Source organism: Dyadobacter bucti (assembly GCF_005869225.1).
Classification (GTDB): Bacteria; Bacteroidota; Bacteroidia; order Cytophagales; family Spirosomataceae; genus Dyadobacter; species Dyadobacter bucti.
Genome location: NZ_SWFP01000006.1, coordinates 187,388 through 213,242, shown reverse-complemented (window position 1 = coordinate 213,242; position 25,855 = coordinate 187,388). Strand labels below are relative to the sequence as shown.

The following is a 25,855-nucleotide window of genomic DNA, read 5'->3' as shown; positions in this document are numbered from 1 at the left end:
TTTAACCTTATTAGACATTACCTCAAACATCCATCAATGCAGCGGCCCCAAGTAATGTAATATTCTCATTTTCCGAGAGCAACAAGGTCATTCGCTTAAGAGATTCGGGATAAGCGAAATCATCGAGGCTGTCGAGCATACTCTTCTTAAAAAAACGACTGGCCTTGGCAATAGAACCGCCAAGCACAATAGCCTCAGGATCGTAGGTATACATCACAGCTTTGACCACGGCACCCAGGTGCATGCCGAACTCTTCCCAAACTGCGAGCGCTTTTTCATTTCCTTCCAGCGCAGCATTATGTGCCTCAAAAGCATCGGTGCCCAGAGAATCTTCAAAAAACCGGTTCGACACATAATTTTCCAGGATTGAATCCTTATACGGAAGCATCCCAATTTCCCCCGCACCGCAGTTATTGCCCGCATGCAAATGATTGTCGATAATAATCCCCGATCCCAAACCAGTTCCTACTGCCATGCCAATTACCGACTTGTACTTTCTGGCAAGCCCGAAACGGTGCTCACCCAGAATAAAACAGTTCACATCATTGTTGACAGATACAGGCAGGTTGAATTCATTCTGGATAATGTCACGAAGCGCAACCTGTTCCCAGGAAGGGATGTTCATTACATTATACACCACGCCGTTTTGCACGTCCACAACAGAAGGCACGCCAATACCAATTCCTTTGACCGGATATTTGGTGAGCGGACGGATCAGCTCCATCAATTGCTGCAATGTGGATGACAGCGATTCCTTGTTTTCGAAATGGGTTTTGTGATGCTTGGTGATCGCTCCGCCTAACTCTATACCGGCCCGGATATTTGTACCGCCGATATCTACGCCTATGTTCATTTAGTTTGAATGGTTGAGTACTATGTTATATTTTTCACTCAGGTCATGAAAATGCTTCAGCAACCTGAGTGAAAAATCAAATGCTAATTCGCAGTAACAATGCTGCTCCGGCTTGATTTCCCGGCTGCATCAAAGCTCTTTAATTTAATGGTTCCCGAAACTTTAACAGGAGCACTATACAAAGCCGACTCTGAAGTAGGCTCACTTCCGTCCGTGGTGTAGCGGATCGCCAGGCCCGGAAGTTCGATATTGGCTTTCAACATGCCTCCGTCAATCACTGCCCCGGGGAGTGGCAGACGATAATTATACCCGCCATTGATAGTTTTCAGCCTTGGAAGGTCTTTTTGTGCAATGGTATTGGCAAAAATATTCCAGCCTTCCAGCATCATTTTCTTCCTTGCCACAGGATCAGCCACATTTTCCCATTTACGCTCGGCCGCCCAGGCACTTTCCGAAAATCCCAGCAACTTGGGAAGAATCGAATATTCCATCATGTCCCTGCCTTTAATCGTCTCACACCAAAGCTGAGCTTCAATCCCAAGAATGTTTTTTCTTGCCTCGGGTTTCAGCAGTTCTTTTCCCACAAATTCTTCCTTCATTGGTTTTCCCATTGCAGTTACCTCCGTGGTCCTGAACATATTGAAAGGCGCGAATGCCCAGTTATCCCAGGTATCGACAAATCCGGCCCAATACAAGCCCGGCTCTTTCGGATCATTGCCATAGGACATATCGAAGTAAAAATTAGTGACATTACAAAGCACCACCTGATAGCCTGCATTGGCCAGTCTGTTGCCCAGATCCACGTCAAATACATTGTTCCAGATATAAGGAACGACAGGATGTCCTACGAACTCGGTATTGGCATTATACACGCCCGCAGGTGTTTTGGTCAAAGCAACCTCTTCCCAGCCGTGCACTTTCAATCCGCGTTTTTCGAGCCTTGGCAGCAATCTTTTGAAAAAATACGCCTGAAGGTTTTTAGCGTCTCTGATCTCCGGATTTTCCTTCATCAGCTTGGCTGCCATGGGAGATTTCGTCCACGCGCCCTCAGCCACTTCATCCCCGCCGGTGTGAAAAGTATCCATTTTCAATCCGGCTTCCTGGTACATTTTGGCCATCTCATCCACTACCTTTTCGAAGAAATGATAGGTTGACTCCCGCGCCACGCTCACAACATTGTTCTTATAAGCCTGTGCAGACAAGTACACCGACTTGTCATTCGGGTCAATCAGACGGTATTCATTGGCTTCCTTTTCTTTCCCTTCCTTCATAAGCTTTTCGTAACGCGCCTCCATGGATTTGATCGCGGCCAGCGCGTGGCCCGGGAAGTTGAGTTCAGGAATTACCTTGATATGTCTTTCATTCGCATACTTCAGGATTTCGATAAAATCCGCTTTGGTATAATATCCGCTCCCGTTTTTATCCTTGTCATAAGCCACCGGCCCCGATCCGTACCCCGGATGCAACGCATTTGCATTCATCCCGGAAGTGTGCTGGCGTTGCCCACCCACTTCTGTAAGCTCAGGCAGGCCATCGATCTCAACGCGCCAGCCTTCATCTTCAGTTGTATAAAAAAGGAAATGGTTGACCTTGTAAGAAGCAAGCAGGTCGAGCACTCGTTTGATAGACTCCTTGGTCTGGAAATTACGCGCAACATCCAGATGCAGGCTCCTGAAATGGAACCTCGGTGCGTCTTCCACCTGGATAAAACCAAAAACAAGTGAATTGGCCGGTTTCAGGTAAGACTCCGTCGGGGCAAGTTGCAAAAGGCTTTGCACCCCGTAAAATACACCCGCCGCGTCACTTCCGGTTATTGAAATCCCCGTTTGATCAATACCCATTTTGTAAGCCTCTTTACCAATTCCGTTCACAGTCACACCTCCTGTTTTCAGGACAATAGCCGGCGCGGAAGATGAGCCTGCGGTAGGAAGACCGCTCCGGATCGGCAGGTCGGTTCCAGTCAAGGCTTTTAATTTCTGTATCAAATATTTCGCCTCATTCTCCAGTCCTTGCTGATAAAACACATTGGTCTGACCGCTCAAAGTGAATGTTCCACTACCCGCGCTCATTTTCACAGGGCTTGGAATGATTTTCAGCAGTTGATCGGCACCCAGTTTTGTAAAAGCCAGGTTATCCTTGTAACGGGTTTCAGCAGTAGGGACTGGCATCAGGTCCTTTTTGCCACGGAGTATTTGTTCTTTTGTTGTAAAAGGTTCGATCACATAATCTGCCACCTGCACAATGTCTTTTTCCTTGCCTTCTTGATCATAAAAAACAAAATACAGCCCCAGCGGCGCGTCCGTTTCCTTAATAACCCCTTCGGTACCAGTGTAATGGATTGTTACCGAATCGCCCGGACTTAATTTGAAATCCTTCGCAGCGACCATTTTATACCAGTCGCCGTTGATATGCTCAACGACAGCGGGCTGCGGTGTTTTATTGGATTGGATCGGCCTCGGCGACATATTGAAGAACAATGCCCAGTTACTGCCGTCGAGCGTGAAGTCACTTCCGTTTTTGATTGTAAATTTTGCCTCAAAACTTCCGTCCGGCTCGATAAAATTGCTGACCAGCTTCCAGGAAACGCCGATCTTCCCGGCCTCTTCTTTTGACATTTCTCCGGACTTTCCGCAGCCGGCGAGCAGGGCCAAACAAATGATAACAAGTTGAAAATGAAACGTTTTCTTCATAGAGGTATGAAACGTAAAATGTTGCTGTAAACTGGTCCTGAACCGCATTGGAATCGACATTTATTATACTGTTGAATATGTAAAATATACTAGTTGCCCAAGCCGATTATAATTTTGCGCCTCTGCCGAAGAGGTACAAGTTCTTTGCTTGAAGCTCTTTAAAACATTCAATATACGTACTGAAATCAGAAATTACATACTTCAATAGCCTTTCCGGACTGCAAGCGCGTATTAAACCCTTAAACGGCAGTTCGATGGAAAATCAAAACAATACATTCTCAAGGTTGTTATCGCTGGACGCCATGCGCGGCTTTACCATCGCAGCCATGATCATGGTTAATTTTCCTGGCAGCGAAGAGTTTGTCTTTCCGACTTTACGCCATACCAAATGGAACGGCCTTACATTTACCGATCTGATAGCCCCCGTTTTTCTGTTCATTGTAGGCGTTTCGATCGCCATTGCCTATTCCAAAAGACTTCGTGAAGAGGGGCCAAAAGGTGACCTTTACAAAAAGATCGTAATACGTTCTCTTAAAATTTTTGCCGTCGGCATGTTTTTGAACATGCTGCCCGGTTTCGATTTTTCTGATCTTCGTTACACAGGTACCTTGCACCGTATCGCTATTGTCTTCCTGGTCTGTGCCTTTCTTTTCCTCCATACAAACTGGAAGCAACAGCTCTGGACCGGCATCACAATACTGGTTTTATACTGGCTGGCAATTACGCTCATCCCCACTCCCGGACTGGGAAAAGTAATGATCGAACCAGGTATGAACATCGCAGCATGGGTCGACCAGCAATACCTTCCTGGTAAAATGTGGCAGGGTAACTGGGACCCTGAAGGGATCCTGAGCACTTTTCCATCGATCGTGACGGGGATAACCGGTATGCTGGCAGGCAGGCTGATGATCAGCAGTTTCACCCCGAACGAAAAATCGAATTACCTGATGTCGGCAGGTTTTTTCACAGCAGCGGCCGGGTATTTCTGGAGCCTGACTTTTCCTGTCAATGAAAACCTCTGGACCAGCTCTTTTGTCCTTGTTACATCAGGATTTGCCTCCATGCTGCTGGGTGTACTCTATTTTGTAGTGGATATCCGCGGCAAAAAAAGCGGGATTGCGCCTGGCGTCATCTTCGGTGCCAATGCTATCACCGCCTATGTTCTGGCAGATATTTTCGCGCTCGTTTTTTATCTTTTGCCAATCAACGGGAAGACCATCAATGAACTGTCCGTCAACGCATTAATTAATGCTGGACTTGATCCGGCGCTGGCAAGTATGCTCTATGCATTGTTTTTTGTCGGTATCAATTTCATCCCGGCCTATATACTTTATCGTAGAAAAATATTTATCAAGCTTTAAATGATTAGAGAATAAATCCTGATCAAACCTCCACCAAACCCTTAAAACATGATTACTGGTAAACCAGTCTCCTGCTTGTTATTTTTACTGAGCTTACTTGCATACACTGCCGCATTTTCACAGTCTGTCGATCTTTCCAAAGCCAGGATTTATTCCACCACGACCGACAAAAATGTCCTGCTCAGAAGCGTCGAGATACTTCAGAATGAAGTGGAGAAGAGAAGCGGGGTCAAATTACAGGTTGTTAAAAAATTACCAAAAGCTGGCCACGCCATTGTTATTTCCCTGGAAAAAGACGTCAGCAAACTGCCCGAACCTTACCGGACCGAAGCTAGCGCCCAGCCGGCTATCACAAAAGAAGGTTTGCAATTACGGGTGATCAAAAAAACAAATACGGTACTCGTGATAGGAAAGGATTCCAGAGGTATTTTATATGGAATCGGGCGTCTGCTGCGTAATATGGAATTGAAAGCCGGCTCTATTTCAGTGCCGGAAAATCTTTCGCTTGCGACCAGTCCGAAATACCCGATCCGGGGACACCAGCTTGGATATCGCCCAAAAACCAACGCTTATGACGCTTTTACTGTCGAACGTTTCGACCAGTATATCCGAGATTTGGCATTGTTCGGAGCCAATACCATTGAAATTGTTCCGCCCCGCACAGACGATGATTCCACGAGCCAGCACATGACACTTCCGGCGATACAAATGATTGCCGAACAATCTCGGATCTGCAAAGAATATGGTCTGGACTTGTCGATCTGGTACCCGAATATGGCAAAAGATTATTTAGGGACTGAATCCATCCAGAAAGAACTGGCGGAACGGCGAACGGTTTTTGCCAGTCTGGCGAAGCTGGATGCAGTTTTCGTTCCGGCAGGAGATCCAGGGGAGCTGGAACCTGATGTGCTTTTTGCATGGCTTGAAAAGGAGGCTGAAATGTTACAACGTTATCATCCCAAAGCAAAAATATGGGTATCACCCCAGGTTTTCCGGCCCACCCAGCAATGGTTCGATGATTTTTTTGGTCATGTCAACAAAGAGTATCCATGGTTCGGCGGCGTTGTTTTCGGCCCCTGGGTTAAGATCCCGGTGCATAAGATCCGCGAGCTGGTAAAACCCTCTATCCCGATCAGGCATTACCCGGATATTACACATAATTACTCCTCTCAGTATCCGGTTCAGCACTGGGACCTGGCATATGCAATGACCCTTGGCCGTGAAAGCATCAATCCGCGCCCGTTTGATGAAAAAGCCATTCATAATGCGCTGGACGAATATGGTTCGGGAAGCGTGAGTTATTCGGAAGGCACCAATGATGATGTGAACAAATTTGTATGGAGCGACCAGGACTGGGATCCAGAAACACCCGTTGTTGAAACGCTCCGGGACTACGCCAGGCTGTTTATAGGAAGCAGCTACACCGAGCCCGTAACTCAGGGGCTGATCGCGCTCGAAAAAAACTGGAAGGGCGAATTGCTCGTCAACGATGGTGTGGATATTACTTTGAACCAATGGAAAGCGATGGAAAAGGACGCCCCATTGAAAGTGCTTCAAAACCCGCGTTTTCAAATGGGTCTGATCCGTGCTTATTTTGATGCATACACCCGCCAGCGGCTCATTTATGAAACAGAGCTTGAACGCAAAGCCCGGGAAATACTGACCTCGGTCAACGCTGACAACGTTTCAGAAAACATCAGAAAATCGATAGGTATTCTTGAAAAAGCCTGGAAGGAACCCATCCTTCCCGACTACCAGGCAAAATGTAACAGTCTGGCCGACTCATTGTATAAAAGTATTGGGGCACAGCTGACCATGCAAAAACACGGGGCGATGTCGGGCAGGGGAAATTTCATTGACCTTATCAACATGCCGCTCAATGATGCACCCTGGATACTGGATCAGCTTGACAAAATTGAAAAGATGGGAAGTGCATCCGAAAAAGTACAGGGAATTCATCAGCTGCTGCACCGGACTGATCCCGGACCCGGAAGTTTTTATGATCATTTCGGCGATCCGGAAAGCTGGTACCGTGTGGTACCAGGCCTCGGCTGGGACAAGGATCCCGGCAGCCTGCAGTCGCCACGGATCGGATTTGGCGTCGGGTTGGTAGGTGAAGAGTGGGTTGACGAGATCAAAGCAACCGGTTTCAAAGGGCAGGTCACGCCGCGGGCGTGGATGAAACAAGCCAAAACACTTTACAATGAACCGTTGAAAATCCACTATAATGAATTCGACCCGACAGCATCTTACCGGATCCGGGTTTCATATACCGGCCGTTTTCGTTCAAGAATGAAAATGACCACCGACGATGGCCTGGTGATTCACGACTTTATCCAGACCGGCGAACAGCCAACGTTTGAATTTAATATTCCACAAGCCGCCACTGCCGACGGGCAAGCTACTTTTATCTGGAACTGCGGAGAAGGCGAAAGAGGATCGCAGGTTACGGAAATCTGGCTTTTGAAACAGTAACAAACATTTAGTTATGCATATCGAAGTTCTTGATAAACTGAAAAACGGACAAAATGTATACGGTACATGTATCACCTCGACTGGTCCGATGTGGCCGTCAGCTGTAAAGCGTGCCGGTCTTGATTTTGTATTTATTGATACCGAGCACATTCCGCTTGGAAGGCCGGAACTGGCCGTATTATGCCAGCAGTTTCGAAATCTGAACATCACCCCCATCGTACGCATACCCTGCCCGGATCCTTATCTTGCCTGTCAGGCGATCGATTGCGGCGCAAAAGGCGTGGTAACCCCCTATCTCGAAACCACGGATCAGGTACTCGAACTTGTGGGAGCTGTGAAGTACCGCCCGCTGAAAGGTGAATTGCTCAATGGATATTTGAGAGGAGATATTCCTATGCCTTCCGATTTGAGAGCTTATACTGAAAAGTTCAATGCGGGGAACATCTGCATTGCCAATATCGAAAGTGTTCCCGCGCTCGACAGGCTGGATTCCCTTTTATCGGTTCCCGGTCTGGATGCTGTTTTTATCGGCCCGCACGACCTGTCCGTTAGTATGGGCCTGCCCGAACAATATGACCATCCCGAATTTGAAAAAGCGGTAATACATATCATTCATACCTGCCGGGCTAAGGGATTGGCTGTCGGGATCCATTTTTCGCTGGAACCGGATCGTCAGATCAGATGGATGAACGAAGGAGCTAACATCGTTGTACACAGCTTCGACATTGCGCTTTTCACCCAAAGGCTCACCCACGATATGAACATGATCAGGGAAGCCGCAGGGGACAAAATCAGGCAGGAAGATGGAGCCGGGCTGATCGTTTGATACAGTTCAGGCCGCTGGCTATTTTTTTCCCTCCCACATCATCAACCCCTCGATCAGAGAAGTGAGCGGGGCCACGGGCATACTTTCGGTAAGATAGGCATGCGGGCCCATCGGGTCGTCCTGCCATTTATTGCTGCCGCCTTCGATGATGATCTTACCCCGCTTCAAACCAAAATAAGGTTGTACGCCCCGGATCCCGACCAGTACGGCAGTCTGGTCCCAGCTCATGCGGCCGTCGGCATCGCCCTTGCTTTTAGGGATAGACAGTGCGTACACCTCTTTTACAGGGCTTTGCAATTTCTCATCTGCGATAATTTTCAGACCCGTTTTAATATTATTCCCAATTTCAAAACCGCTGAAAAGTATTTCCGTCGGCCATTGTGAAAATACTTTTTCAGATGCAACGGAATCGATCCGCACATTGTATTCCCATCCGCTGGGAAAGCCCCCGGCCATAGACACCAGTTGCTGTACCTTTTTCCTGACAAGGTTTACGCCTGAAAGCGGGGATATCGCATCGGGCTCAGAATCGAGCAAGTCGGCAAGATTTGTTAAAAAACCAATGGTAATGATGGTAACGCTCTGGTCGGGCTGTTTGGCAAGTACTTTTCGGTAGGTTTCCACAGCGGCCGGCGCATCGGAAGTCTTCCGGATTTTATGCGGGTATTTTTCCACCAGCATTTCAGGCCACTTTTGCGTAGCCCCGAAACTTGGAGCCGCCTCTCCTTTCGGGGCGCCCGTTGGAAGTTCGGGGCGGCCAAAGAAAGTATTCAGAATTTCAATGGTAGGGACCACCAGTTCATTTTTATTGGAAGCGATCACCGCCAACGGCCTGGCTTCTCCCCTGTCTGCCAATGCGTGCATCACGGCCATTGCCCCTACATCGTCATAGTCGGGGCCGATGTCGGTATCGAGAATGATGGATTTAACCTGTCTCCCGCCTGTTTGGGCATACACGCCGGATATTGTAAAAAGAAGGGCTATTAAAATTTTATACATGTTGTTGTGGATTGTAACCGATAGATCTTACCAATCATAGATTCGCTGCCAGCCGAGGATCTGCTGCATCGTGGAGGCATTTTTAAGCTGATTTTTATTTAATTCCCTTATAAAGCATTAATCCTTAATTACTTTGAAAAGCTGCTTTTCCTGGCCGGTGATCAGTTCAAACAAATAAAGCCCGCTTCCAAACTCTTTGGCCGAGAGGTCCATTTTGTGTTTTTGTACAAAACCCGTCGACCAAAACCGGCTTCCCGGATATTTCCTTCCGCTGCGGTCATAAACATTGATAAGGACTTCCCGCCCTGCATCAGCCCGGTGCGTGATATAAAATACACCCGGCGACGGATTCGGATAAACGTCCAGCGTAATGCGTTCATCAAAAAATACCGGTCGGACCACCGAATACCTGAAGCTGCTGTCAGCATCAACCATTTTCAACCGGTAATACCGCACGCCCGTCTTACCGGTTTCTTTATCAGTAAACGTATATTTTCGGTTAATGTTCAAATCTGCGGCACCCATTATATACCCAATTCCCGCAAAACGGTTCTGCCTGAATGCTTCCGTTCCTTTAACGAGTTCAATGTCAAAATGATGGAAATTTTCTTCGGAGGCCGTTTCCCACTCTAAAAAAACGTCTTCGCCGACACCGTCCCCCGTTTTTTTCCGTGCAGTGAAACTGATCAGTTCAACCGGTAATGCAGGTGTTGCACCCACGAACTGTTCGGCCAGCCAGAACTCCGAAAAATCCCTGACCTTGAACTCGGCATAATATCCTTTATCAAATGGTACCACAGTAACACCGGATGCGAGAATATGCTGCCAGGTTCCATTGGTGCTGTTCGCGAGGTTACCGTCTTCTTTTGATTTGTCGGCATCCGAATATTTTGACACGCCAAATGCATAAGCAATCGATGGTTTTTCGCAATGACTGCAACCGGTTGCCTGTTGCCAGGCTTGCACCTCGGTTTCAAGAAAATACAACCGGATCGACACAGAGTCCGCCAGTGCGACGCTCGTTGGTTTTATCGTAAAATTCCTGCCGAGATGGTATGCCCCGTTGGCACTCCCTGCGCCCGTCGTTGCGACATAGGCCTGTGCAAGCGTATTTCCCATATTCTGCATGTTGGAATTTACAGAAGCTATCAGTTTTCCATCCTGTAAAAAATCCACCCAGTTTTGTGCCGCCGGGACAGCCTGCGATACCGGAGAAACCATGGAGACACCGTCATAGATCCCGTAATTTTTATCATAAATATGAATGTCATCAATAGCAATTCCACCACGGCGGACGGACCCGTCGGTACGCATGACAAAACGAAGTTTCAGGTTTGTAAATCCGGTCGGCAGCGCCACAGTAGCAACATGCCATTGCATATAGTCCTCCACATTCCATGCGCTTTTAGAATCAATAGTACGGTTATACCAATTGGTGCCTGCGCCTTCTGTGCCCAAATGCGTCCACGGGCCACCATTTCCAGAATATTCCACAACAGCATAATCGCAAAACTCCGCATCGCATACTTCGAGATCCAAAGCCAGGCTCAAACTAAGCGTAGGAGTGTCCAGCCCCGAAACGTTGAAACAGGGAGAATACAGAAAAGACTCTTCAAAATCATTGTGCGATCCTGACAAATTGGTTTTCCAGATCTTGCTTCCGCTGGCCGCATTTCTGATCGGGGCTGAAAGAGGCTTACCATGCTCCCAGGAATTGTATCGCCCCTTTGCATACCAGAACCCGTCATTCGCTTCAAAATTCTCGAGATAGGGAAAACTGCTGTAAACCGGGGAATTATAAAATTCGATATACAGGCTGTCATTTTCGTTGTAAGTATCGCCGTCAAAAGAAAGCCATATTCTCAGCTTTTGTTCTCCAATCGCTAAAAGGTCAGCCTTTTTCACAAAACTGTATTGTATTGTAGACCGTTTGAGCATCGAGGGGATCATCTCGGTAATTACCGGGCCGTTACCAAGCTGGTAGCTTATGGGGACGTTGGTGATGTCTGCTCCCGAGCTATTTTTGATCCGTACGACAATCGGTTCTGCATTGCCCAGCCCACAGTTTTCGGCCAATGGCTGAACAATGCCAAGGAGCTGAACATCATTTTCAACTGTAAAAATGCTGATATCATCAAAACTATAACCTGCCCCATTGGAGTAATCGGCCGTAATAAATTTGCCCCACTGCCCGAAACGGACCTGAAAACTGGACGAAAAATTCTTACTGTTGGCCGATAACACATTACTCGCTTCCAGCACCGGCGAAAGTTTATATCCGTCTTCCGCCTGATTCTGGTTTACAAAAAGATCATAGACCTGTATCCACGGATCCGTATCTTTTCCCCGTATCCAGACTTTGTTGCCTGCATTTGATCTCTGTCCGTGGTTTTTGAATTTAAAATTAAAACGCACGTCGCTCGACGCTACATCGTAACCGGAAAGATTAAAAGTCGCATCCAGATAATTGGTATTTCCATCTTCAAAATACTGGCTTACATCCAGCGTCAGCGCCTTATTGCCCGACGAAGCCATCCCGGAATTAAAAAAGGTCCGCAAACGGCCGGCCTCAGTCCCCGGCGTAAAAGTATATCGCGGCCCGCCAGCCAGACCATGCTGAATATTGATTATCGTTTGTTCCGGCAAGGCTTCCATATCATCCAGAAAAGGCAAAACAATAGCGGTATTTTCGAGCTGGCTGAATGTTTTGGAAATCGTGTCATTGGCAGCAACCGGGTCATTCTGGCTGTGAATAAAGACTTTCAGGTTGTAATTTCCGGGAGCGGAAAAGTCTTCCGCAGTGTCGAAAGTATGTTCATATATCTTCCCTTTTTCAATAAAGGGACTGACTGTCTGAGAAGGCCTCAAAACGCCGTTGATCGAATATCCGATTGTAAAAGAACCGTTCGAATCAACATCATCGAGATTTATGATACCGGCTTTGATGAACGTCTGACCGCTTAAAGCAGTGGATGTGTTTTTTCTTCCTGAATTTGCCGGAGCAATGATCGCCTCTATCGCAAGGTCATTGTCCGAAATCGATCCTGAGCAACTACCTCCATCCGGCTTTCGGGAAACGGCCAGTGATCTTCTTCCGGGATGCCCGTTCAGCCGCGCCCGCACAGAGAGATAATACAACGAATCCTTTGACAGGCCACTCAAAACGTAATTCAGACTTGTAGTGGTACCAACTCCCACCATTTCAGCTCCCCTCAATAACATCACCTCATAGTCGGTAGCGCCGCTGATGGCCTGCCAGCCCAGCGCGATGTAACCTGCACATTGCGCCGACGATAAAGTGACCACAGGCACACCCAGAATCGTAAAAACTTCACTCGTGCTTTGTTCCCCGGTGCTATTCTGAAGAACCCTGATTTTCGCTTTGTCAGTAACAGTTCTGGCAGGAATCGTCCAATTGATCCGGCTTGTTCCGGGCAAAAGATTAACGGCGATATTGCCCCAGTTTGCTCCATTGTCCAGAGATTGCTGAACGGTAAAAGTGCTCCCGGTATTCCCAAATGCATCCCAGTGAACCTGAATAATATCGCCGTCCTTAAACCGCTCATTGCCGATCGGATGAGTGAGCCGGGATGAAAGCGGAATAATATCATATACTACAAAATACTCCTGTCTTGGATTTTGAACAACCGAGCTACCTGTAACCGTAATAGTATAAGTTCCTTCCACCGGATTTTTGACCACCACCTGTTCTATATTGTTAACCTTGTCGATACCGGTTTCCGCAGCCATACTGACATTGGCTGGTGTTGGATCCAGAAGTGCAGGCAGGAACAATGCGGAAGAATTGGTCACCCTCAGATCAAGATCGTGGACGAGGTTCTGGCTGGAAAGCACGGCCGCGGCAGGGTCGTTCCAATACAGCATCACTTTCAGGCTGGCAGTATTTGCGGGAATTTGAATAGTGAAAGTTTTGGTGGTTCCCTGACTTACCGAGTCATTTTTATAATTGCCGTCTTCAAGCATTTTCAGCGACCGGTTTAAATTCAGCCACCCAAATCCATATTTGTAATCCGGCCCTTCATTTCCTTTATCAGTTCCGCCATTGCAGATCAAAGCTTTCATCAGGGCATTTTTTGGATCACGGTTGGCGTTCAGCTGCTTGAACCGCTGGTATAGGAGTGCCAGTCCGCCCGCCACAGCCGGAGAAGACATGCTTGTGCCACTTCCCTCGGTGTAAAGGTTTACCGGTATGGTCGAGGTTACGGAGGATCCCTGGGCTGTGATCTCGGGCTTGATCCGCCCATCCCGCACCGGCCCCGCGCTGGAACCGCTGGCTATCACGCCGGTCTCAGAGGTATTGCCTACGCTGATCACGTTTTTGGCCGTCTGGTAGCCGCTCAGCATATTGGCAAAACCTGTCGGAAAAGGACTGCATGCAGTATTACCACTGTTCCCCGCGGCAAAAACATGCTGCAGATAGGGCATCTCAAATGCCTGTTTGTCGAGAATATTTGCATAAAGATCGTATATCCCAAATGTCTCGCAGTTGTTAGTATTGCCGCCGTAAGAGTTATTTGTGATAACCATGCCAAAATCGCGCACATACAAAGGAGAATAGGCAAGAATGGAAGAGTAGTTTTGAGCAACCATTTTTACCTTGGGTGCATATCCGGTATACCGCTCACTCATAATGCCAGCCCCTCCCAAAGTCCCCATGATATGCACCCCATGTGCCCCAGCCTCAGCGGCGGTCCGGTTTATGATCCGGCTGCTGAAATCAATATGCAGCATTGGATTAGCATCATCTCCCACCCCGACGACCACGCCTTCGCCCTGCAAGTTTCTTCCCCCGGGTAGGGACGAACCAAGGATATTGGCCCGCGAATTGGCAGTGCTTTTGTAATTAAAACCTTTGTCTTCCGGAGGTGCGGCCTGTACATATTGGATAAAAGGCAGCATCGCCAGTTCTTCCAGCTTCCCGGCAGCGATCCGCAACGAAAGCACCTGGTAATTTTTATACAGATCAGATTGTATCTCAAAATTCGCAGCCCTCAACCCTTCTTTTACCTCTTCATAACTTATCGTCGAAGGATAATTGATCCAGACATCAACAGTACCCGGACTCTTTATGGCATAGGCAGGGACTTCGCCATTGGCCAGGGCTGGCTGCATTTTCTGACTTGCCGATAATTCGATGACCGCCCTGCTCCCGGCCTTTACCAATGCATCAGTACTGAAATTATTCTTAACCGTAGCGGTATAAGCAAAGTTGGGAATGTATTCGAGCAGCTCTACACCTGACTCTTTTAATTTTAATTTATCGTTTTCGCTTGGAATTTTTTCAAACTGGATCAAAACAAAAGTGCGGGAACCAACCGGAGACGCATGCATCCTGAAAGCCCGGTTATGATTTGCCGACATATTTTCCCCTGGCACAAATGAGCCGCTTTTCAGCAAGAGCTTATAATCGCCGGGTATTTGGGCACCGGCCGAAAAGGCTACGATACAAACTGATATGAAAACGTAAAGTTTATTCCATTTCATTATCTGATGTTTTGAAACGCAAAGGTAATTCTACGTCATTTTCAAAAATTATACAAATAGCTTCGACTGCCAACCAAGGACTGAAGCATGGGAAATCAGGAAACCCTTGTTATTGGATAGGGACTGGGTTAACTTCGCGGTTCGTACCAAACTCAATTTACCCTGATGGATTTATACGGTCTGATAGGCTACCCGCTCACGCACTCGTTTTCGAAGCGTTACTTTACAGATAAATTTATCCGGGAAAAGATCAAGGAAAGCAGCTATGACCTTTATGAAATGAAAACGCTGGACGAACTCCCGGCGCTGCTTAAAAAAAAGACAGACTTGAGGGGCCTCAATGTCACGATCCCGCACAAAAAAGATGTCATCGCCTATCTTGATGACCTGGACGATGCATCTGCCGAGCGCATCGGAGCTGTGAATACCATTAAGATTTACGCAGACGGCAGTACAAAAGGATTCAATACAGACTATTACGGATTTCGCCAGTCCCTGACCGAATGGCTGGACAGAAGGGGGGAATCCTGCAGTAACTTCAAAGCGCTGGTACTGGGCAATGGCGGCGCAGCCAAGGCGGTGCAGGTGGCGTTACAGGATATGCATGTTGAATACCTGCTCGTGTCGCGTCAGAAAAGCGATGACTGCATTCTCTACGAAGAACTCACGGAAGAAATCATGAGCACGTATTTGCTTATTATCAATACCACACCATTAGGCACATTCCCAAAAACCGAAGAATGCGCTGCTATTCCTTTTCAGTGGGTGACCAAAAAGCATTACCTGTATGATCTTGTGTATAATCCTGCTGAAACGCTATTTCTTAAAAAAGGCACTGAGCAAGGTGCAGTAACGCAAAACGGCCTTAAAATGCTGGAACTTCAGGCGGAGAAAGCCTGGGAAATCTGGACTGCAGAAGAAAACCTATGGAGTGTTTAAACTCTGGAATAATAGGTCCAGAGGTCTTTTTCTACCTTTTCGGAACCTTGTAGTATTCCCTGGGGCGAGGGGGCTTTGATTCCGTTCCCGATAATGGAAGGCCCCTGGCATCTTCTGATCTCATCCCAGCTCCCGCTTTCCAGAAAAGAACTGATCACAGCTGCCCCGCCTTCGACAAATACGGATTGAATTTTCCGTTGATAAAGTGCATACAGCATCCGGTTGATTTCTCCGCCGCCTGGTTCCAATTTGATGTAAGCCAGAGAAGATGCGTTAGCATAACGTTCCGGCTCAGCAGGCAAAACGGTTTCCTGTTTGTAATTCACAACAATAGTAGGCTGCGACCTATTGAACAAATGAAGATTTTCTGATAATTGTAAATATCTGTCCAAGACGATCCTGACCGGATTCGTTCCGCTCCAATGCCGTACATTCAGCTTTGGATTGTCCATGCGTGCCGTATTATATCCCACCAGAATAGCATCTTCCTCGGTCCGCCACTTATGCACCCGCATATTTGACAGCTCTCCACTGATACGGACAGGCGGTCCTTCGGCGTATCCAAGAAATCCGTCCGCAGTCTCGGCCCATTTCAGGATCACATAAGGTCTTTTGGAAACCATTGAAGTAAAAAAACGCTTGTTCAGCTCCGATCCCTGCTCAGCCAGCACTTGGGTAGTAATCTCAATACCTGCCGCCTCCATCCGTTTGATACCCCGGCCGGAAACCAGCGGGTTAGGGTCGTCATTGCAAATCACTACCCTTTTCAACTGTTTGCTGACCAGCAGGTCGGCGCAGGGAGGCGTTTTGCCGGTATGCGAGCACGGTTCAAGTGTAACATAAGCTGTTGACGCTGACAGCAGGTGGCCGTTGCCTTTCTTTTCGGCATCCTCCACCGCCCGGACTTCCGCATGAGGGCCGCCATATTTGCGATGCCAGCCTTCTCCGATAATCAGATCATTATGGACGATCACACAACCAACCATCGGGTTCGGGCTAACGGTTCCCCGGCCATATTCGGCCAGCTGCAAAGCCCTTTCCATCCATTGATTATCTGTCTCCATGCGGCAAAAATACAAACCTCCTTTTAAAGTCAACTTTCGTGAGTTCCTATTATTTGCTAACTTTCCGACATTGCATTAAAAATCACTTCAAAATGACTTCGGCACGTCAGCTATATCAATACATCGTTAAAGGCATTACAGTATATCCGGAAAAAGAAGCACAGGCCATCACCTTTATGTTACTTGAACATTATATGCGGTTGCGCAATATCGATGTTCTGGTTGACAGGCCTATTCCGGAAAACTCCGCCCAGCCAGACTGGACGGGTATCATATCGCGTCTCAACAACAACGAGCCTGTTCAGCATATTATCGGTTCCACCGAGTTTTGCGGGCTTGAATTCAGGGTTTCTTCTTCCGTGCTGATCCCGCGCCCGGAAACGGAAGAGCTGGTAAGAATGGTTACCCGCGACTATGCAGAGCCCGACAAGAACATTTCAATTCTCGACATCGGAACCGGCAGCGGCTGCATAGCTATTGTTCTGGCCCGTTTTCTTCCTCACGTTTCCGTTCATGCCTGGGATGTGTCGGATGAAGCTCTGGAAGTGGCGAAAGAAAATGCACGCCAGCTGATTGCTGACGTTACTTTTGCAAAACAGGATATGCTCGACGTTACTTTTCCTCTCCCCGGCAACGCGATCCAGTTCGATTGCCTTGTAAGCAATCCTCCCTATGTCACCATCTCCGAAGCCGAGCACATGCGTCCCAATGTATTGCGCTTCGAGCCGCACGAGGCGTTATTTGTAGAAGATAGCGATCCATTGCTGTTCTATAAAGCCATTGCGGACCTTGGCGTTCACCACCTGAAAATAAACGGCAAATGTTATGTAGAGATCAATGAGCATTTCGGGGCCGAGACAAAGCAGGTTTTTGACGAAAGAAATTACAAAGACGTGGAGATACTGCGCGACATTCACGGAAAAGACCGTTTTATCCGGGCGATCTGGAGATAATCCCGCCACGATCAAAAATAAAAAGCATCAATGTATATAGAAAAAATAAAGGAAGTACTGGATGAAATGGGCAAAGTGGTGGTGGGTCAGGATAAACTCCTCAACAGGCTTCTGATTGGATTGTTTACCGGCGGGCATATCCTGCTGGAAGGCGTTCCCGGACTTGCCAAAACACTCACAATCAATGTCATGGCCAAGGTTTTGCACCTCGACTTCAAGCGTATACAATTCACTCCAGACCTTTTGCCCGCCGATTTGATCGGTACGATGATCTATAAACCGAAGATCGGAGATTACGAAGTAAAGAAAGGACCTATTTTTTCCAATATCATTTTAGCGGATGAAGTAAACCGCTCTCCCGCAAAAGTACAGTCGGCCTTGCTGGAAGCCATGCAGGAAAAACAGGTGACCATCGGGGACGAAACCTATCTTCTGGACCGTCCGTTTGTGGTACTCGCCACACAGAACCCTGTTGAACAGGAAGGTACCTACCCCCTTCCCGAGGCACAGATCGACCGGTTTATGATGAAAGTATACGTTGATTATCTTGACAAAGCCAAAGAGCTGGAGGTAATGCGGCGCATGTCGGACATTAATTACGACTATCAGATCCGGCCTATTCTTAACAAGGAGGATATTTTTGCGATCCGCGACAATGTCAATAAAGTGAACATTTCGGATACACTGGAAAGATATATCATCGAACTCGTGTTTGCCACCCGCCGCCCCCTGGATTACGGTTTGCGCGATGAGGCCCGGTATATACAGTTTGGTGTTTCTCCACGCGCGACAATTTATTTGAACCGCGCTGCCAAGGCGCTGGCTTATCTGGAAGGAAGGGATTATGTGTTGCCGGAAGATATCAAGGAGCTTGCGCCTGATATTATGAACCACCGGATTTTACTCAACTACGAAGCAGAAGCAGATGGTGTTCGTACAATAGCTATTATTGATTCCATCTTAAGAAAGGTAGCGATCGGCTGATCAGGCGGATTTCTGGTTTTTTTGAGGGATTAAACAATTCCGTCAGGGTACCGGATCATGGCCGTGCCCTCCCCAGGGATGGCACCTTGCAAAGCGTTTTAATCCAAGCCACGTCCCTTTTCCCACCCCATGTTTCTGTATCGCTTGTATCATATATTGGGAACAGGTAGGTGTGTACCGGCAGGAATTCGGCAAATAAGGTGATAGCACTCCCTGGTAAATCCGTACCAGTCCTATGAGTAAAAATTTCATTTCTCTTCTTGTCTCAAAGTAGTATATTTGACAATTAACATCACTAACGCATGATTTCGTATATCATCTGGGACGCAAGTCCCGAAATCTTTACCATTCCCGAATTCATGGGTATTGGCCCTTTTCCGGTAAGGTGGTATGGTCTTCTTTTCGCAGCAGGATTTCTGATCGGTCAGCAGATTATGATCCATGTTTTCAAAAAAGAAGGAAAGCCTCTCGAAGATATCGATTCTCTCACACTTTATATGGTCTTATCTACGGTGATCGGTGCCCGGGTAGGACATTTTCTTTTTTACCAGCCCGAAGTCCTTTTCAAAAATCCGCTGGAGGTCATTTTACCTCCTTATGCAGGACTCGCCAGTCACGGTGCGATAATCGGGATTATTACCGGCCTGCTTTTGTATTCACGTTCAAGAAAATCGACGGGGCAGACGTTTTTATGGGTTGCCGACAGAATGGTGATAAACATAGCGCTTGCCGGTGCCTTTATACGCTTCGGAAACCTGATGAACTCCGAAATCGTGGGTAAACCAACAGATGTGCCCTGGAGTTTTATCTTTATGCATAATACGGAATTCAGGCAAATCCCGAGGCACCCGGCACAGCTATATGAATCCATCTCCTGCTTCATCCTGTTTTTCATCCTGCTCGCAATATGGAATAAATACAAAGCCTCAACTCCCCGTGGACTGCTTGTCGGTATTTTCTTTGTATGGGTGTTTACGCTTCGTTTCCTTTATGAATTCCTGAAAGAGAACCAGGAAGCTTTCGAAGCCAATTACGCGCTCAATATGGGACAAATTCTGAGCATTCCGGCAGTAATACTAGGTTTGTATTTTATAGTTCAGTCCCGGAAAAGGAATATCTGAAATCATTTCCAAAGGACAGCATACCAGGCAACTTAAAGGTTCATTTTAACTAAATTGCACTTTATTTAAAATAACTATAATCCTGTAAATATGAAAACATCATTTATTGTGTCGTTTACACTGGTAGCTGCCTTGATGTTAAATAGTTGTAATGGGAAAAAGGGAGACCAGACAGAGGAAGCCAGCGAAGAACCCAAAAGCTCGATTGATGCTTTACAGGAACTTGCCGACAAAGCAAAGGACCTGGGAAACCGTGAAGCCGTTGACCCCATAGATTTTCGAAAACTGAAGGAATTCCTGCCCATGAAAACCGGTGGATTGGACCGTACCGAGGCTACCGGAGAAAAATCCGGTGCAATGGGTTTCACCGTTTCAACAGCCGAAGGTAAATATAAGGGTAGCGATAATGCCTCGATAGATATTGACATTATTGATACAGGCGGCATTGCCGGTGTTTCGACGATGACATTAGCTGCATGGTCCATGGCGGAAATCGATAAGGAAACAACCACAGGCTACGAAAAGACTACTAAGATCGAGGGATTTAAAGCTTTTGAAAAATATGATAATGAACAGAAATCAGGAGAATTGAATGTGCTGGTAGCTGAACGTTATCTCATCAATGTTGAAGGAAACAATGTTTCGATACAACAGCTGAAAGACTGCCTCAAAGACATTGACCTTGATAAATTGAGTGATCTGAAATAACCTCTAAAACCAAAAAAGAAGCCCGAAAGCTTCTTTTTTGGTTTTAGAATATAGCTATTATGTGGGGGGTTGATTCTTTAGACAGTGGCAAAATCGACTTTATCGCGTAAAATTTGCTTTGCTTTTACCAGTTGGTTTTTTACCGTGTTTTTTGAAATCCTCAAAAACTCGGCTATTTCCTGATAGGACTTCCCTTCTTCTATATTTAATTTCAATATCAGTTTCCGCTTGATGGACAGCGAGTCCACGGCAGCCTGTACAATGGTTATCCTTCTTTCATTTTCCTCCTTTTCATCCTCTGCAGCGGCTTTAATTGCTTCCATATAATGTTTGCGGAGCTGCTCGCTTTTTTCCATTTTTTTGAAATAGTCAAAAGCCATGTTGCGCAGACAGGTAAACAGGTAGGAGTTGAAATTATAGTCCGGCTTGATATGAGTCCTTTTCACCCAGATCTTGATAAATACATCCTGAACCATGTTCTCTGCCTCTTCCTCATCTTTCAGCAATGAGACCGTAAACCGGAGTGCAGGTGCTTTGTAATGATTGTACAATTCGGCAAAGGCAGCTTCGTCGCCTTGCGTTACTTTTCGTAGGGTGTTTTCGTCTGGATAGGCCACAGTCGTAAATATTTATCGATAGGAAAGGTTTAAATGATCAATGTATAATACAAAAATTGCAACGTATTGATATAATAAACATTATTTATTCTCAATAAAATGCTATTTACATAGATTACAAAAAACTCAATTTTTTGAATCCGTATTGAATTGGCAAATGATTGAATTACTTAAAAATTCGGCTTAAAAACATTATGACAGCGATAGTAAATTCTGCTGAACTGATATAGTGTAATGTTTCCTTTTGAGTGGCATCAGTAAAATTCTTTCATAAAGCTACGTCCTGATTTTTAAATTCAAATCGCAACTTGCGTAAAAATATCTTCATTTTGCGCAAAGCCGGTTGATTTAACAAAAGCATAACCATAATTTATCAAACAGGACTCTTTGCTTCATTGCCAGGGTATTATTGCTCAAATTATTACTTACCCGGCAACACCTTCCTCAGTATAAGGCGATCCCCTCATTTAACAATTTCCTAACATTTGAAGCCCCCACAGATAGCCCGCCCCCATCGTTAGGCAGTATATATCCGCATAGATCATACAATCCGTATAACACTAAACCCGGTTCACAAACCAATGGATCAAAGCCGCATCATTCACATTCTTGAAAAAATTACCTCTGTTAAAGTTGCCGTTTACGGTGATTTCTGTCTCGATTCTTACTGGATTATGGACGAGCGCGGCTCTGAAGTATCCATTGAGACCGGCTTAAAAGCCGAAGCCGTTTCCAGGGATTATTATACACCAGGCGGTGCAGCCAATGTAGTTGCCAATCTTTCTGCACTGAAACCTGCCGCTATCAAAGTAATTGGTGTGGTCGGTGATGATATGCACGGACGGGAACTCACGTCTCAATTGCAGAACCTCGGCGCGGACACTGCTTCATTGTTTGTTCAAAAAGACAATTTTAATACATATAGTTATCTGAAACGGCATGTAAACGGCAAAGAAGAACCCCGGATCGACTTCGGTGTGTACAATGAAAGGAGCCTTGATACGGATCAGAAGATACTTGCATCACTTGAAAATGCATTACAGGACTATGATGCGCTTATTTTCAACCAGCAGGTGATCGGCAGTATCAACAATGCATCTTTTATTGCCCAGGCTAACGCGCTTTTTGCGAAGTACAAGGATAAGATCGTGATGCTCGACTCACGTCACTTTAACGGACAATTCGAAAATACATATCTGAAGGTTAACGACCGGGAAATCGCTGCCCTGGCTGGTGAGCAGGTTGTTGAAGGTGAAAGTATCCCGGTGGCTAAGGTGAAGGAATTCGGCCGTGCTATTTTTGAAAAATCGGGTAAGCCGGTTTTTGCTACCTGCGGTGAAAGAGGCATTATCGCCTTCGATCAGCAGGGTTTCCACGAAGTTCTTGGATTACAACTAAAAAATAAACTGGACACCGTAGGAGCGGGCGACACTGCGCTGAGCGCGCTCACACTTTGCCTTGCCGCAGGCATAACACCGGCAGAAGCAGCTGAATTTGCCAATGCAGCCGCTGCCGTAACTGTGCAGAAACTATATACGACAGGTACAGCTTCGGGTGAGGAGATCATTAAAACGGGCACAGAACCGGATTATATTTTCAATGCCGATCTCGCTGAAAATGAACGGAGCGCAGTATACTATCCCGGTACAGACTTTGAACTGTGCGCGCCGGAAGTGCTCGAAAAACTCGGACATATACGCTATGCCGTTTTTGACCACGACGGAACGATCAGCTCGCTTCGGCAGGGTTGGGAGGAGATTATGGAACCTGTGATGATGAAATCTATTCTGGGACGGCAATATGACACCGTCGACGCCGGTACTTACAATAAGGTAATGGCCCAGGTTAAGGAGTTTATTCACAAGACCACCGGGATTCAGACGATCTATCAGATGGAAGGTCTGGTGAATCTTGTACGGGAATTCGGATATGTGCCGGAAGATGAAATCCTTGACAAATTCCAGTATAAAGAAATCTACAACGACGGTTTGATGGAAATGGTCAACAAGCGCATGGAAAAACTGGCGGCCGGTGAACTCGGGCAGGAAGATTATACCATGAAAGGAGCTGTGGCATTTCTTTATCAGCTGAAAGAACGGGGCGTGACCATGTACCTGGCTAGCGGAACCGATGTAGATGATGTTAAAAATGAAGCCCAAATGCTTGGATACGCGGATTTGTTCGACGGCGGAATTTACGGGGCGTTAAAAGACTACACCAAATTCTCTAAAAAAATGATCATTGAAAAGATCATTCGCGACAACAATCTTCGCGGAAACGAGCTCGCAGTTTTTGGAGACGGGCCTGATGAAATACGTGAAGGACGCCGCGCGGGAGGTATTTCCGTCGGTATCACAAGTAATGAATTGCAGCGTTTCGGCCATAATCCTGCCAAACGTCCTCGTCTTGTAAAAGCAGGGGCACAACTCTTGATCCCTGATTTTTCTCAATATAAAAAGCTTGTAAACCTCCTCTTTCAGGAAAATGTAAATTACGCCGAGGCATGATGAACCTTACCCTGAAACATCTGCCTGCGTATTTTACCCTATCTGTTTTGATACTTGCTTCCTGTAAAAAGAAAGCGAGTATCGATACGGAAGGCACTTTCTATCAGGACAAGGTCTTCGTTCAGGAGATTCACGAAGCATTTCCGATCCCGGGAGATGCGGCTGCCAATGATGTACGGAGTATTACGGTGGACAAGGGCTCCGATATCTGGATAGCGACAGGAGCAGGTGTTTTCAGGAAAAAGAAACATGAAACAAAATGGGTACACATTATAACAGGAGAAGATAACGGCCCGGCTTTCGCAGTAGCGGCCGACAGCAGCGGTACTGTGTGGCTTGGAAACTGGAATGGGTTATTCAGCTATAAAAACGACATTCTTGAAAAAACAACCGGCCCTGCAGGCCCCATATCCGCTATATGCTCCACTGCCGACGGGTTATATGCGCTTGGGCCCAACGGTTTCTGGCTGCGTAGAGGAAAGGATTTTGAAAAAACAAAGAACACATTATCAAAATCCGTGCGTGATGTAATTTCAGATGGGACCCATGGATTATGGGTTGCGACGGATGTGGGGTTATACCACTGGACGGAAAATGAAACAAAGCATTATTATAAAACCGACGCCCTGATTAGCGGATATGCAAAAGGGCTGGCTTTTGATAAAAGTGGTAAACTGTGGGTTGGTGGCCTTGGAGGCGTTACCATTTGCGATTCAGAGAAAAAAGAAAAGGAACTCAAAACCGAAGATGGCATCCCTTCCATCTATGTAAATGCAGTACGGCTCGCTCCTGACAGTTCCATGTGGGTCGGAACACAGACAGGCGTAGTGCGGTACCTTCCCGACGGAAGCCATTCGCTGCGTTTTTCGCGGAGATGGTTAATGGACGACCAGGTCAACGACATTGTTTTTGACACAGAAGGCACTGCCTGGATCGCTACGCCCAAAGGGGTCAGTGCGATCAGGAAGATGAAAATGACACTCTCCCAAAAGAATGACTTTTTCTTTGATGTATTGATGAAAAGGCATATCCGGGCACCCTGGATCGCCGGTCAGGCACATTTGAAAATCCCTGGCGACACTACGTCCTGGGAGCCGGAAGACGACGATAATGACGGAGAATATACCGGAAATTATCTGGCGATGGAAAGTTTCAGGTATGCGGCAACCAAAAATCCGGAAGCAAAAGAAAACGCGAAAAAAGCATTCGGATTTCTCAGGCTTTTACAGCAGGTTACCGGTACCGATGGTTTTTTTGCGAGAACAATTATTCCGGCCGACTGGAAACAGATGCACGACGGCAACCGGACCTACACAGAAAGGGAGAAAGCCGATGAACTCGTGAAGGAACCACGGAACAAGCCGGTGGAAGTGCGCTGGCATCAATCGAAGGACGGAAAATGGCTCTGGAAAGGCGATACGAGCAGCGATGAAATGTGCGGGCACATGTTCGGCTATTACTTTTATTATACCCTGGTAGCCGATAACGAAGAAAAGAAGATCATCGCCACGCACGTAGGCAACATTGTAGACCATTTGCTGAAAAATAACCTGAACCTCGTGGATGTGGACGGTACGCATACCCGGTGGTCGGTATGGTCGCCCGACAAGCTGAACCGCGACCCCGAATGGCTGCCCGACCGGAACCAGAATTCCATGGAAATGCTTGCATTTCTTAAACTGGCCTATCACATGACCAGCAATGAAAAGTACGAGAAAGAATATGTGCGTCTGATCAAAAACGAGCATTATCTTGAGAATATGGCAGAGGTTACCAAACAAAACCCGGCCTGGCTGATCTATTTCGATGTCGTGCTGCAAGCTTATCTTTATCCGATCCTGATCAAATGTGAAAAAGATCCCGTGCGTCTGAAATTCTATAAAGATCATCTGGAAGAATGGTTTACAAAACGCACTGCTGACCATAATCCGCTGATCAATTTTATCTACAATTATTCCCTGGATAAAAAATCCGAGCTCGGCAACTCGGTTGATTTTCTGATCGACACGCCCCTGGATCTCATCGACTGGCCGATCGATCACCGCAAAAGAGAGGATATCAAAGTTGTGAGAACGCCGGTTTTGGAAGATGAGCAGGTGGATCAGTTGCAACCTGCCAGCCTCAGAATGACAGTACGCTGGGACAAAAACCCGTGGACCCTGGCCGGAGGAAATCCACAGGTAGAACGGGAGCCGGTTTTCTGGTTGCTGCCCTATTGGATGGGGAGATACCTCGGCATGATTACCAAATAAA

17 protein-coding genes are annotated in these 25,855 nt (G+C 46.8%); 10 read left to right on the top strand and 7 right to left on the bottom strand.

The features are described from left to right. Positions 1-22: 22 nt before the first annotated feature. Both FBF61_RS20590 and FBF61_RS20585 read right to left on the bottom strand, forming a co-directional pair. Positions 23-853, bottom strand: a complete 831-nt coding sequence (locus FBF61_RS20590) for an ROK family protein (RefSeq protein ID WP_138480849.1) — start codon at positions 851-853, stop codon at positions 23-25. Between the two features lie 83 nt (positions 854-936). Then, positions 937-3,543, bottom strand: a complete 2,607-nt coding sequence (locus FBF61_RS20585) for a family 20 glycosylhydrolase (protein ID WP_138480847.1) — start codon at positions 3,541-3,543, stop codon at positions 937-939. A gap of 254 nt (positions 3,544-3,797) precedes the next feature. Here FBF61_RS20585 and FBF61_RS20580 point away from each other — a divergent pair, with 254 nt between their 5' ends. From FBF61_RS20580 to FBF61_RS20570, 3 genes are read left to right on the top strand one after another with little or no spacing between them, the layout of a single operon-like run. Then, positions 3,798-4,904 (top strand): acyltransferase family protein, encoded by a 1,107-nt coding sequence (locus FBF61_RS20580; RefSeq protein WP_138480845.1) that lies wholly within the window; start codon positions 3,798-3,800, stop codon positions 4,902-4,904. A gap of 48 nt (positions 4,905-4,952) precedes the next feature. Next, a complete protein-coding gene (locus FBF61_RS20575) occupies positions 4,953-7,379 on the top strand; it encodes a hypothetical protein (RefSeq protein ID WP_138480843.1) in 2,427 nt (808 codons plus the stop codon). A gap of 13 nt (positions 7,380-7,392) precedes the next feature. Further along, positions 7,393-8,205, top strand: coding sequence for an HpcH/HpaI aldolase family protein (locus FBF61_RS20570; protein ID WP_138480841.1), 813 nt, complete (start codon positions 7,393-7,395; stop codon positions 8,203-8,205). An 18-nt stretch (positions 8,206-8,223) separates the two neighbouring features. On the opposite strand, the gene FBF61_RS20565 is transcribed toward FBF61_RS20570, so the two are convergent. After that, positions 8,224-9,204 (bottom strand): nucleoside hydrolase, encoded by a 981-nt coding sequence (locus tag FBF61_RS20565; protein ID WP_138480839.1) that lies wholly within the window; start codon positions 9,202-9,204, stop codon positions 8,224-8,226. Between the two features lie 117 nt (positions 9,205-9,321). Further along, on the bottom strand, positions 9,322-14,709 hold the full coding sequence (locus tag FBF61_RS20560; RefSeq protein WP_138480837.1) for a S8 family peptidase: 5,388 nt from the start codon (positions 14,707-14,709) through the stop codon (positions 9,322-9,324). Between the two features lie 165 nt (positions 14,710-14,874). Here FBF61_RS20560 and FBF61_RS20555 point away from each other — a divergent pair, with 165 nt between their 5' ends. After that, a complete protein-coding gene (locus FBF61_RS20555) occupies positions 14,875-15,648 on the top strand; it encodes a shikimate dehydrogenase family protein (protein WP_138480835.1) in 774 nt (257 codons plus the stop codon). On the opposite strand, the gene ribD is transcribed toward FBF61_RS20555, so the two are convergent. Next, positions 15,645-16,712 (bottom strand): bifunctional diaminohydroxyphosphoribosylaminopyrimidine deaminase/5-amino-6-(5-phosphoribosylamino)uracil reductase RibD, encoded by a 1,068-nt coding sequence (gene ribD / locus FBF61_RS20550; RefSeq protein WP_138480832.1) that lies wholly within the window; start codon positions 16,710-16,712, stop codon positions 15,645-15,647. The two genes, FBF61_RS20555 and ribD, sit on opposite strands and share 4 nt — an antisense overlap. Positions 16,713-16,804: 92 nt before the next feature. Here ribD and prmC point away from each other — a divergent pair, with 92 nt between their 5' ends. Further along, on the top strand, positions 16,805-17,665 hold the full coding sequence (prmC, locus tag FBF61_RS20545; protein WP_138480830.1) for a peptide chain release factor N(5)-glutamine methyltransferase: 861 nt from the start codon (positions 16,805-16,807) through the stop codon (positions 17,663-17,665). A gap of 30 nt (positions 17,666-17,695) precedes the next feature. Then, positions 17,696-18,649, top strand: a complete 954-nt coding sequence (locus tag FBF61_RS20540; protein WP_138480828.1) for an AAA family ATPase — start codon at positions 17,696-17,698, stop codon at positions 18,647-18,649. Positions 18,650-18,691: 42 nt separating this feature from the next. On the opposite strand, the gene yidD is transcribed toward FBF61_RS20540, so the two are convergent. After that, the gene (yidD, locus tag FBF61_RS20535) at positions 18,692-18,901 is read right to left on the bottom strand and encodes a membrane protein insertion efficiency factor YidD (RefSeq protein ID WP_138480826.1); all 210 of its coding nucleotides are present in this window, start codon (positions 18,899-18,901) and stop codon (positions 18,692-18,694) included. A gap of 50 nt (positions 18,902-18,951) precedes the next feature. Here yidD and lgt point away from each other — a divergent pair, with 50 nt between their 5' ends. Then, entirely contained in the window at positions 18,952-19,770 is an 819-nt protein-coding gene (gene lgt / locus FBF61_RS20530) for a prolipoprotein diacylglyceryl transferase (protein WP_138480824.1), read from the top strand. A gap of 90 nt (positions 19,771-19,860) precedes the next feature. Then, entirely contained in the window at positions 19,861-20,478 is a 618-nt protein-coding gene (locus FBF61_RS20525) for a hypothetical protein (RefSeq protein ID WP_138480822.1), read from the top strand. 77 nt (positions 20,479-20,555) lie between these two features. On the opposite strand, the gene FBF61_RS20520 is transcribed toward FBF61_RS20525, so the two are convergent. After that, entirely contained in the window at positions 20,556-21,095 is a 540-nt protein-coding gene (locus tag FBF61_RS20520; protein ID WP_138480820.1) for an RNA polymerase sigma factor, read from the bottom strand. Between the two features lie 581 nt (positions 21,096-21,676). Here FBF61_RS20520 and FBF61_RS20515 point away from each other — a divergent pair. After that, complete coding sequence (locus FBF61_RS20515; RefSeq protein ID WP_138480818.1) at positions 21,677-23,602, top strand: PfkB family carbohydrate kinase; 1,926 nt, start codon at positions 21,677-21,679, stop codon at positions 23,600-23,602. After that, entirely contained in the window at positions 23,599-25,854 is a 2,256-nt protein-coding gene (locus tag FBF61_RS20510; protein ID WP_229215149.1) for a ligand-binding sensor domain-containing protein, read from the top strand. The genes FBF61_RS20515 and FBF61_RS20510 overlap by 4 nt, the downstream gene beginning before the upstream one ends. Position 25,855: the final 1 nt, after the last annotated feature.